The following is a 10976-nucleotide window of genomic DNA, read 5'->3' on the forward strand; positions in this document are numbered from 1 at the left end:
GGACGACTTCCCGTCACGCGCCGTTCGCGCGCTGTACGTCGATCGCGTCGCGGACCTTGCGGAACTCGGCTGCCGCCTTTCCGCCGATGGTGCGCCCGCCACCGGTCTCGATCGACAGCGGATCGACCGGATTGCCGTCGATGTGCACTTCGTAGTGGAGGTGCGGGCCGGTCGAGCGCCCGGTGGTGCCGACCTCGCCGATCTGGGTCCCCTGCAACACTCGCGCGCCCGGCGCGATCCCCCCGGCGATGCGGTTCATGTGCAGGTAGAGCGTCTCCCAGCCGTTGTCGTGGCGCAGCCGGACGAAGTTGCCGTTGGCACCCTTCGGGCCCGCGAAAGACACCGTCGCGTCGCCCGCGGCGAAGATCGGCGTGCCGGTCGGCGCGGCGAAGTCGGTGCCGCGGTGCATCTTGACGAAGCCCAGGATCGGGTGCCCGCGCATCCCGAAGCCCGAACTGATCCGCGCCGCCTCCACCGGGGTACGCATCAGCGCGCGGCGGCTGCTGCGCCCGCTGCTGTCGAACCACTCCGCCTCCTCGGTGCCGACCGGCTGGAAGCGATAGAGCGCGCGCGTCTTGGCCGCGGTCGACAGGAAGGCATAGACCAACGTCGCCGGACCGACCGGCTCGCCCGAATCGTTGACCCGCTGCTCGAAGCCGGCCTCGAACACGTCGCCCGGCGAGACCTCGCGCTGCATGTCGAAGTCGTAGCGGAACGCGTTGGCGAAATCGCTCACCAGCACGTCGCTGACCCCGGCAGCCACCGCCGAGGTGTAGAAGCTCTCGCCGTCGAGCTCGCCGCGCACGAACCGCAGCTGCCGGACGAGATGGGCGGTAAGCGGCTTGGCGGCGAGCCCCCCGGCGCCGCTGCGCTCGATCGTCACCCCCGATCCGTCGGCATGGGTCGCGACCAGCGTGCGCAGCTGCGCGGCGCCGCCGATGTCGACCAGCACGACCTGGAGACGGATCTCGCCGGCCGCCGCACCCAGCTGCTCGGCCGCGAGGCTGCCGACCTTCTCCGCTTCGTCCGGGGCGATGCCCAGTGCCTTCAGGCTCGGCACCAGCCGATCGGCGGCGGGCAGGTTGAGGATGCGCTGGTCGACGCGCTCGCCCGGCGCGGCGGGGCTGGCGGCTGCCGAGGGCGGTGCTTCGGGCCGTGCCTGGCGCGCCGCAAAGGCGCCGGCGGCCGCTACCGCGAGCGCTGCGCCGATCGCCGCCGCCCGGTTCGGCAGCCCGCCGATCCTGTGGTCGGGTGCCGATGCGGCCCGGTGCAGCCGTGTAGTTTGTGCGCTCGGCGAAGTTGTCGCGAGCACCGGCGCCGTTCGTGTCGTTTCGGGGCCAGTCCTCGTCCAGGATCGCGGGTCGTAGGAGGGCTCTGGATCGTCGCGACCGTTCACGCACCACCTCGATCCGTTGCGAGCAGACGCGCGGCAAAGCGATGCGGCGCCGGGAAAGCTATTGCCCGGCGCAGGCTATTTGGCAATAACTCCACCCGACGCCGACCGGCGCCGAGCGTTCAGGGGTTGGGGAAAGCGGTTGGCAGGGAAGAACCGGGTTGCCTGGCACGAGGGCATGTTCCTTCGGCCGCAGCATTTCCAGGCGCAGGACCGCTATACCGAGGCGCAGCTCCAAGCGCGGGTGGGCTCCGTCCGGCCGTGGCCGTGGGGGCTGATCGAGCTGACGCTGGACGAGGACCTCGCCGCGCTCGGCAAGTTCGCGGTGCATCGCGCGGTGGGGGTGATGCCCGACGGCACGCCCTTCGCCATTCCCGACGACATGCCGCCGCCGCCGCCGCTCGACGTGCCCGAGGATGCGCGCGACGCGCTGGTGTCGCTGACGCTTCCCGCGAGCCAGCCGGGCGCGGTGCAGTTCCGCGATGCCGAGGACGGCGGGCTCGACTCGCGCTACTTGGTCGACGAGGCGGAGGTGGCGGACGCCTATTCGTCCGACCGCACCAGCGAGCCGATCGGGCTCGCGCGTCCCAACCTGCGCTTCGGCGTCACGCGCGACCAGACCTATGGCCGGGTGACGCTCGGCCTCGCGCGGGTGCGGGAAGTCCAGAACAAGCGGCTGATGCTCGACGACCGCTACATCCCCGCGACCCTCGACATCGCCGCGGCGGCGCGGCTGCGCGGCGGCCTGTCCGACATCGTCGGGCGGGCGAGCCAGCGCGCAGGCGAACTGGCGGTGCGCGCGGTCGAGGCGACCGACGGCGGCTCCGACACCTTCGCCAGCTTCCTGCTGCTCCAGGCGCTCAACCGCTGGATGCCGGTGCTCGAGCACCTCCAGTTCCTGCCGACCGTGCATCCGGAGCGGCTGTACGAGACGCTGACCTCGATGGCGGGCGAGTTGGCGACGATGATTCGCCCGGAACGCCGCGCCCCGCCGCTGCCGCGCTACGACCACGAGGATCCGCAGAGCTGCTTCGATCCGGTGTTCGACCTGCTCCAGTCGATGCTGTCGGCGGTGTTCGAACGCTCGGCGGTGCAGCTGCCGCTCGATCAGGCGGGGCCGGGCGCCTACGTCTCGCGCATCACCGACCACGGGCTCTACCAGACCGGCTATTTCTACCTGGCGGTGTCCGCCGCCTCGCCGGTCGAGGAGATCCGCGGCATGTTCCCCTCGGTCGCCAAGATCGGGCCGGTGCAGCGGATGCGCGCGATCGTCGACTCCGCGCTGCCGGGCGTGCCGCTGCGCCATACGCCGACCCCGCCGCCGCAGCTGCGCGTGCTGCCGGGCTTCGTCTATTTCGAACTCGACCGCGGCGTGCCCGACTGGCGCGAGTTCCAGCAGGCGACCGCGCTCGGTCTCCACGTCGCCGGGGACTGGCCGCAGCTTAAACTCGAACTCTGGTGCGTGAAGCGGAGCGCGCGATGAGCGGCGAGGACGGGGACGACGGCAACAAGACGGTCTTCCGCCCGTCGCCGTTGCAGGGGCTGAAGCGCAACGCCCCGCCGCCCCCGCCTGCCGGCGGTGGCTTCACCCCCGGCGGGTTCGGCCCGGGCGGCTACGATGCGCCGCCGTCGCTGTCGCAGAGCAGCCATGCGCCGGTCGGCCCCGGCGTCGCGCCGTCGCGGCTCGCCGAGGACGACGTGCCGTTGCCGGCGACGCCTCCGGCGATCCGCAACGTCATGCTCGCCGAGGCGGAGCCGGTGCTCGCGCTGCTGGCGGCGGTGCGGGCCGGTCGCGTGCGCGTGCCGATGCCCGAATTCCACCGCCGCTGCTCCAAGGCGATCGCGCGGTTCGAACAGGCGATCCAGCCGCACTATCCCGAGGAGAAGCGGCAGCGGGCGAAGTATGCGGTGTGCGCGACCGCCGACGACGTGGCGCAGAACCTGCCTGGGATCGGCACCGACGGCGCGGAATGGGCGCGCCGGTCGATGGTGGTGCAGTTCTTCCACGAGAACATCGGCGGCGACCGTTTCTGGCAGCTGGTCGACGACATGCTGCGCACGCCCAACGACAATCTCGACCTGATCGAGCTGTTCCACGCGTGCCTGGCGGCCGGCTTCGAGGGCCGGTTCCGGGTGATGCCGGACGGGCGACGGCGGCTGCAGGAAATCATGGCGCGGCTGCAGGGCGCGTTGCCGCACGTCCGCTCGCTGTCGCAGGTCGAACTGGTGCCGAACTGGCGCGGCGAGAACGCGCCGGTCGGCCGGATCGGCCTCAACGTGCTGGCGCTGGCGGCGGCGGGGGCGCTTGCGTTGCTGGTGCTGGTCTATGCCGTGCTGCGGCTGATGCTGGCCTCGGGCGGCGAGACGCCCGCGCGCGGGCTTGCCGATCTGACCCCCGACGCGCGGCTCACGCTGTCGCGGCCCGCGGCCGAGATGGCGCCGACGCAAAGCGCGCAGGCGTCGCGGCTGGCCAAGTTCCTGGAGCCGGAAATCCGCGAGGGCCTGGTCACCGTCGAAGAGGATGCGCAGACGGTGCGCGTCCGGACCACCGTCGGCCAGCTGTTCGAGTCCGGCTCGGACGCGCTGGAGTCCGGGCGTGAGGCGCTGTTCCATCGCATCGGCCGCGCGATCGAGGCCGAGCAGGGATCGGTGCTGATCGAGGGGCATGCCGACAACGACCGCGTCGCCACCGTCCGCTTCCCGGACAACATGGCGCTGTCGGAAGCGCGCGCGGAGACGGTCGGAAAGCTGATCCGCGCCGATCTGTCCGATCCGGCGCGCGTATCGACCAAGGGGCTGGGGGAAAGCGTGCCGATCGCGTCGAACGACACTGCCGCGGGCAAGTCGCAGAACCGCCGCGTCGAAATCATCGTGCCGCGGCGGTACTGATGCGCCGCTTCTTCCGGAACTGGTATGCGGTCACGATCGTCTCGGCGATCCTGCTGGCGCTGATCGTCGCGTTCGGCCTGCCGCTGTTCGTCGCCTTCTTCCGCCCCTGGTCGGTGCGGATCGCGGGCGTGGTGCTGATCGCGCTGCTGTGGGGTGCCTGGTGGGGCTGGCGCCGCTGGCGGGCCAAGCGCGCCGCCGCCGCGATTGCCGCCGAACTCGCCGGGCCCAACGCCACCGACGAGGAGGGCAAGGCGCTCGGCCAGCGGATGGGCGAGGCGCTGGCCAAGCTGCGCAGCGCGGCGGGTGGGCGCCGCGACTATCTCTACAGCCGGCCTTGGTACGTCATCATCGGCCCGCCGGGCGCGGGCAAGACGACCGCGCTGCTTCATTCGGGGCTGCGCTTCCCCTTCGTCGAACAGGCGGTGAAGGGGGTGGGGGGGACCCGCAACCTCGACTTCTGGTTCGCCGACGAAGCGGTGCTGGTCGACACCGCCGGCCGCTATACGACGCAGGACTCCGACGCGGCGGTCGACGCCGCCGGCTGGGCCGCGTTCCTGTCGCTGCTCAAGCGGCACCGTCCCGCGCAGCCGATCAACGGCATCCTCGTCGCGGTCGGGGTCGACCTGCTGCTCGGCAGCGACTGCGCCGCTATCGACGCGCATGCCAGCGCGGTGCGCCGCCGGCTGGTGGAGCTGCGGCGCACGCTGGAAACGGCCGTTCCCGTCTATCTGATCGTCACCAAGGGCGATCTGCTGGCCGGGTTCAGCGAGTATTTCGACGATCTGGACGTCGAGGGCCGCCGCGCGGTGCTCGGCGCGACCGTTCCCTATGCGGACGGGCGTCCCAGCACGGAGGCCCTGGCGCACGCGTTCGACACCGCTGCGCAGGCGATCGCCGACCGCCAGGCGCGGCGGCTGTTCGAGGAGGTCGACCAGCGCCGCCGCGGCATGATGCTCGGTTTCCCCGCACAGCTGCGCAGCCTGCGCGCGCGGCTGATGCGCTTTGCCGAGGGCGCGTTCGTCGCGGGCGACGATGCGCCGGCGACGCTGCGCGGCTTCTACTTCACCAGCGGGATCCAGGAAGGCGCACCGCTCGACCGCATTCTCGCGGCGATGGGCGACGTCTACGAACAACCGGTGGGCGGCGGGATGGAGGTGCGCAGCCGCGCCTATTTCCTCAACCGCCTGCTCACCCAGGTCATGTTCCCCGAGGCGGGCCTGGTCGCCACCGACACCCGCGCGAAGACGCGGCGGCGCGCGCAGCTGATCGCCGCGCTCAGCGCGATCGGCATCGCCACCGCGCTGGTGCTCGCCGCCTGGGGGGTGAGCTACGCACGTAACCGCGCGTTCCAGGGCGAACTCGCCGACCGCACCGCCACCGCGGCGGCGCAGCTGCGCGACGCCGGCGTCGACCTGACCCAGGTGCGCGAGGACGATGCCGACCTGCGCGCTGCGCTGCCGGGGCTCGATACGCTGCGCGCCCTGCCGCGCGGCTATGCCGAACGGCGCAAGGGCGGCCCGGCGCTGACGATGACCTTCGGGCTCTATCAGCGCAGCCTCAGCCAGCAGGCGGAGGAAACCTATCGCGACGGACTCCGCCGCGTCCTGCTGCCGCGGCTGCTGCTGCGGCTGGAGGCGGTGATGCAGGCCGACGGCAGCGATCCGATGGCCCTCTACGAACCGCTCAAGGTCTATCTGATGCTGGGCCAGCAGGGGCCGATGGACGCCCGCGCGGTCAAGGCGTGGGTGGTCGGCGACTGGGCGACCGAACTCTACCCCGGCGCCGACAGCCAGGCGGAGCGCGCGGCGCTCACCCGCCACCTCGACGCGCTGCTCGAGGATCGCGACATGGCATCGGTGTGGCCGAACCGCCGTCCGCCGCTCGACGCACAGCTGGTGGCGGGCGCCCGCGCCGCGGTGCAGACGCTCAGCCTCGCCGACCGCGCCTACGCGGTGATGCGGCAGAAGGCGGCTTCGGCCGGCGCGCCGTGGGAGGCGGCCAACATCCTGTCGCAGGGCGACGTGCTCGCCTTCGCCTCGCCCGACGCCGTCGCGAACTACCAGATCCCCTATTTCTTCACGCGTGCGGGCTATGAGAAGACCTATCTGCCCGGGCTGGCGACCGTGCAGCAGGATCTCAAGCGCGACCTGTGGGTGCTGGGCGGTGCCGGCGAAGCGGGCGTGGGCGACGAGCTCGCCAACGTCCGGCCGGGCGTCGCCGGGCTTTATGCCAAGGACTATATCGCCGCCTGGGACGGGCTGATCGCGACGATGAAGCCGGGCGCCTATTTCCAGGATCCCGCGGCGTTCGGCGCACTCACCAAGAGCCCGTCGCCGCTCAAGCGCGCGCTGCAGGAGCTGCGCAAGAACACGATCTTCGAAGGCGGCGCCAAGGCGGGGCTGGAGCGGGCGACGCGCTATGGCCTCAACCGCTCGCGGATCGGCCGCGTCGCCAACGAGATCCGGCGCGACCGCGCGTCCGGGATCGACGCGGGCGACGAGATCACGACCTATTTCAACGCGCTGCACGAATATGTCGGCGAAGGCCGCGGCTCGGCCCCGATCGACGAGTTCATCGCCGGCATCAAGGCGGCGGGCCAGGCCGTGATCGCCGCCCAGTCGGTCGGCGGCGGCGGCGGGTCGGATGCGACTCAGGCAGCGATGGCGGCCGCGCTGGCCACCGTGAAGGCTTCGGCCGCCAGCGCGCCGCCGCAGCTCCAGTCTTTCGCGACCGAGGCGGCGGGTGGGGGCAGGGATGCGCAGACCCGCGCGGCGAGCGGCGCGGTGACCGACGCCTATGCCCAGACCGTGCTGCCGGCCTGTCGGGAGGTTGCCCAGGAGCACTACCCTTTCTTTGCGGGCGCGCCGGACGCGCCGATGGCTGAGACGCTCCGAGTGTTCGGCATGGGCGGCACGGTCGACGCCTTCGTGCAGCAGCGGCTGATGCCGATGATCGACACCGACGGCCCGGTATGGCGCTGGCGGGAGGGCGATCCGGTGGCGGGGGCACTCGACCCGTCCTCGCCCGAGGTGTTGGCCCGAACCGTCGAGCTGCGCGACCTGCTCGCCGGCGGCCTGCCGATCAAGGTGGCGGTGGCGAGCTTCGGCCAGGGGGTGGCGACTGTCGAGCTGTCGAGCGGCGGCACGCGCTATCGCTTCACGCCTGGCAGCAACCAGCCACGCCCGCTCCTGTGGTCGGCCAACGGTGGTCTGCCCGAAGCGTCGCTCGTGCTCTACGGCCCGAGCACGGGCACCGCGGCGCCCGCAGGCGACGCTCCGCCGGGACCCGAACTCACGCGGATCGAGGCCGAAGGCCCGTGGGCGCTGTTCCGGCTGATGGATCGCGCCGAGAAGCGCAACGCCGGCGAGCAGGCGATCCGCGCCGGCTTCGGCGACGGCGCGATGCGGACCACGCTCGCGATCGCGCTGCCCGGCAAGCGCAACCCGTTCAGCCGCGCCGGCGTCTGGTCCTTCCGCTGCCCGGGGACGCTATGAGCGCGCGGCTGTTCGGCAAGCTTCCGGCGCATGGCGACTTCGTCGCGCGCGGGCTTTCGTTCGCGGAACGCGACGCGCTCGACGCCTGGCTGTCGGCATCGCTGTCGGCGGCGCGCGAGACCTATGGCGACGCGTTCGAGGAGCGCTTCGATACGGCAGTGCCGTGGCAGTGCGAGGGCGAGGGGGTCGCCGGTGCGATCGCCGCGTCGCAGGACGCCGCCGGGCGCCGCTACCCGGTGCTGCTGCTGTGCGCGGGCGAGCCGCAAGCGGCGGCGCGGTGCGAGGACCTGCTCTACGCCGCGATCGGCGAGGGGTGGTCCGCCGACCGGCTGGCCGCGGAGACCGGCCCCGCGCCGACCGGCACCGCCTCGCTATGGCGGCAGGGGACGCGCGAGCGCACCGGCGCGGAGCCGGCCGACCTGCTGACGGCGATGCTGGCATGACCGGGGGGTGGCGCATCCACGCGGTCGCGGCGACGCATCCTGGACTGGTCCGGCGGATCAACGAGGACCGCTATTGCACGCGTGACGACGTCGGCCTGTGGGCGGTCGCCGACGGGATGGGCGGGCATGCGCACGGCGACTGGGCATCGAACGCGGTGGTGCAGGCGCTGGAGAGCGTGCTCGTGCCGCTCGATTTCCGCGCCGCGACGCAGACGGTCGCCGATGCGGTGCACAGCGCCAACCGCCGCGTCTTCGGCGAGGCGCAGCGTCGCGGCCAGCAGATGGGCTCGACCGTCGTCTCGCTGCTGGTCCAGGACGGCTGCTTCGCCGCACTGTGGGTCGGCGACAGCCGGGCCTATGTGCTGCGCGACGGGGACCTCCATCCGCTGACCCGCGACCACAGCCAGGTGCAGGAGATGGTCGACCGTGGGCTCATCACCGAGGCGGAGGCGCACAACCATCCGCGCGGCCATGTGCTCGCGCGTGCGATCGGCGTCGGCGCGCGGCTGGCGGTCGACGTCGTCACCGACGAGGTGGCGGCCGGCGACCTGTTCCTGCTGTGCAGCGACGGCCTCACCGGCATGCTCGACAACGCCGCGATCGCGCGCATTCTCGCCGAACCCTACCCGCAGGCGGCGCTCGACGCGCTGATCGCCGGGGCGCTGGCGGGCGGCGCGCCCGACAACGTCACCGCCATTCTGGTGGCGGTGCAGGAGGGGACGCAGCGCGCCCCGCTTTCGATGGGATCTGCTCTGTGACCGGCGACGACGACGAACCGCGCACGGTGTTCGCGCCGGGAGAGGGCGAACCGCCGGATCGCACCGTGTTCGAGGGCGCCGCGCCCGCGACCGGCGGCGCGGGGATCAAGCCGGGCGACGTTCTCAACCACATGTTCGGCGTGCGCCGCTTCCTGGCGCGCGGCGGCATGGGCGAAGTGTTCGAGGGTACGAACCTCGCCACCGACGAGCGGGTCGCGATCAAGGTGATGCTCCCCGCGCTGGCCGCCGATCCCAAGGTGATCGCGCTGTTCAAGCGCGAGGCGCAGACGCTCACCCGGCTGCACCACCAGGCGGTGGTGCAGTATCGCGTGCTGGCGATGGAGCCCGAACTGGGCGTGCTCTACATCGTCACCGAATATATCGATGGCACCAGCCTGTCGGACGTGCTCGCCTCGCTCCGACCCAGCGCTGCCGAACTCGGTCAGCTGCTGCGCCGGCTCGCCTCGGGCCTCGCCGCCGCGCATCGGCTGGGCGCGATCCATCGCGACGTCTCGCCCGACAACGTGCTGCTGAGCGGCGGCGAGCTCGACCGGGCCAAGCTGATCGACTTCGGCATCGCCAAGGACCTCGACCCCGGCACCGCGACGATCGTCGGCGACGGGTTCGCGGGCAAGCTCGGCTATGTCGCGCCCGAACAGCTCGGCGACTTCTCGCGGGCGCTGGGGCCGTGGACCGACGTGTACAGCCTGGGGCTGGTGATCCTGGCGGTGGCGCGCGGCGCCGACCTGGGGCTGGGCGGCACGCTGGTCGACGCGGTCGACAAGCGCCGCGCCGGGCTGGACCTGTCGCCGGTGCCGATCCCCTTGCGCGGGGTGGTCGAGCGGATGGTGCGCGCGGATCCCGCACAGCGCTTCCAGGACATGGACGCGGTGCTCGCCGCGCTACAGACGGCAGAGGCGCCGAGTGCCGCGCTGGCGCGGATCCCGCGCTGGGCGTTCGGAGCCGGCGGCGCGGCGCTGCTCCTGCTGCTGCTCGCCCTCTGGCTGCTGATGCCGCGGCAGGATGCCGACCGCCGAGCGGATGCGCCGGTCGTCGTCGCGAGCGATCCGGTGCGGCGGGCGCACAGCGTGATCGACGCCGCGCTACCCTCGGTCGGCTGCACCTGGCTCAACATCGTCGAGGTGGCGCCGCGTGCCGGCGGCATCGACGCCAAGCTCACCGGCGTCGCCGGCGATCCGGCGCAGGCGCAGCAGGAGATCTCGCGCGTGCTCGAGGCGCAGAAGCTGCCGCCGAGCCGGATCGATTTCGCGGAGGTGGCGTCGATCACCCAGAGCGGCTGTGCCGCGCTCGATGCCTACCGCCAGATCCGCGCGACCGGCCGCCCCCGGCTGAGCGTCGCCCAGCGCCAGTTCGAGATGCGGATGCAGCCCGAAGGCAAGGTCTACGCCGGCAAGATGGCGGCCAGCGCTGTGATCGGCATCGCGATCGACGATCCGAGCCTCGACTTCGCGCTCTTGGGGATTGATCCCTCGGGCAAGATCTGGTCGCTGATCGACAACCGCGCCGCCTTCGCCGAGGCGCTGCGAAACTCGAAGGACGGCGTTCCGATCCAGGACCTCGGCAATGACGGGTACCGGCTGCAGATCGATTTGGACCATCTCGGCTGGTCGGGGCTGCTGCTGGTGACCGGCAAGGGGCCGTTCGAACCCGCCGTGCTCGCCCCGCCACTCGGAAACCGCGGCGCCGACTGGCGCGACCGCATCGCCACGCTGGCAGGCGAGCGCGGCTGGCGCACCGAGATGATCTGGTTCCGCTCGGTCGAGGAGGGTCAGAAGTAGCCGGTTATCCTGCGGACCTTACCAACCGCGATATACCTATTCGTCTTCGACAAAGGGAATCCAAAGCAGAAGCTGAGGCAACGCTGACGAAGCTAGCTGTTTGATCCCACGGTTTGATGGTGCGATCCTTTCGTTGGAATGGAAGGAAGCCGTATGGGACAGCTACGTCACGGGAGCGCCACGACCACGCACGCCGTCCG

At 71.9% G+C, this 10976-nt stretch carries 7 protein-coding genes; 6 read left to right on the top strand and 1 reads right to left on the bottom strand.

The genetic code is table 11. From position 1 onward, the window contains the following. Nucleotides 1–13: 13 nt before the first annotated feature. Complete coding sequence (locus tag ACBY01_RS04645; RefSeq protein WP_416459602.1) at nucleotides 14–1312, bottom strand: M23 family metallopeptidase; 1299 nt, start codon at nucleotides 1310–1312, stop codon at nucleotides 14–16. Nucleotides 1313–1571: 259 nt separating this feature from the next. Between ACBY01_RS04645 and tssK the strand changes: the two genes are divergently transcribed. The 6 genes from tssK to ACBY01_RS04675 are packed head-to-tail and all read left to right on the top strand — an operon-like array spanning nucleotide 1572 to nucleotide 10776. Further along, nucleotides 1572–2876 (top strand): type VI secretion system baseplate subunit TssK, encoded by a 1305-nt coding sequence (tssK, locus tag ACBY01_RS04650; RefSeq protein ID WP_416459603.1) that lies wholly within the window; start codon nucleotides 1572–1574, stop codon nucleotides 2874–2876. Then, nucleotides 2873–4282: a type IVB secretion system protein IcmH/DotU gene (icmH, locus tag ACBY01_RS04655; RefSeq protein WP_416459604.1), complete on the top strand. Its 1410-nt coding sequence runs from the start codon at nucleotides 2873–2875 to the stop codon at nucleotides 4280–4282. The genes tssK and icmH overlap by 4 nt, the downstream gene beginning before the upstream one ends. After that, nucleotides 4282–7776 (top strand): type VI secretion system membrane subunit TssM, encoded by a 3495-nt coding sequence (gene tssM, locus ACBY01_RS04660; protein WP_416459606.1) that lies wholly within the window; start codon nucleotides 4282–4284, stop codon nucleotides 7774–7776. Before icmH ends, tssM begins: the two co-directional genes overlap by 1 nt. After that, the gene (gene tagF, locus ACBY01_RS04665) at nucleotides 7773–8219 is read left to right on the top strand and encodes a type VI secretion system-associated protein TagF (RefSeq protein WP_416459607.1); all 447 of its coding nucleotides are present in this window, start codon (nucleotides 7773–7775) and stop codon (nucleotides 8217–8219) included. The genes tssM and tagF overlap by 4 nt, the downstream gene beginning before the upstream one ends. Further along, nucleotides 8216–8977: a PP2C family protein-serine/threonine phosphatase gene (locus ACBY01_RS04670; protein WP_416459608.1), complete on the top strand. Its 762-nt coding sequence runs from the start codon at nucleotides 8216–8218 to the stop codon at nucleotides 8975–8977. The genes tagF and ACBY01_RS04670 overlap by 4 nt, the downstream gene beginning before the upstream one ends. Further along, nucleotides 8974–10776 carry a serine/threonine-protein kinase gene (locus ACBY01_RS04675; protein WP_416459609.1) on the top strand — a complete coding sequence of 601 codons (1803 nt, stop codon included), beginning with the start codon at nucleotides 8974–8976 and terminating at the stop codon, nucleotides 10774–10776. The genes ACBY01_RS04670 and ACBY01_RS04675 overlap by 4 nt, the downstream gene beginning before the upstream one ends. The last annotated feature ends 200 nt before the right edge of the window (nucleotides 10777–10976 follow it).

Origin of the sequence: Sphingomonas mangrovi (assembly GCF_047975845.1) — a bacterium.
Taxonomy (GTDB): domain Bacteria; phylum Pseudomonadota; class Alphaproteobacteria; order Sphingomonadales; family Sphingomonadaceae; genus Sphingomonas.

Excerpts from the sequence above, each read along its gene's own strand:
- tssK (WP_416459603.1), top strand. The coding sequence starts at position 1,572 with ATGTTCCTTCGGCCGCAGCATTTCCAGGCGCAGGACCGCTATACCGAG.
- icmH (WP_416459604.1), top strand. The coding sequence starts at position 2,873 with ATGAGCGGCGAGGACGGGGACGACGGCAACAAGACGGTCTTCCGCCCG.
- tssM (WP_416459606.1), top strand. The coding sequence starts at position 4,282 with ATGCGCCGCTTCTTCCGGAACTGGTATGCGGTCACGATCGTCTCGGCG.
- tagF (WP_416459607.1), top strand. The coding sequence starts at position 7,773 with ATGAGCGCGCGGCTGTTCGGCAAGCTTCCGGCGCATGGCGACTTCGTC.
- ACBY01_RS04670 (WP_416459608.1), top strand. The coding sequence starts at position 8,216 with ATGACCGGGGGGTGGCGCATCCACGCGGTCGCGGCGACGCATCCTGGA.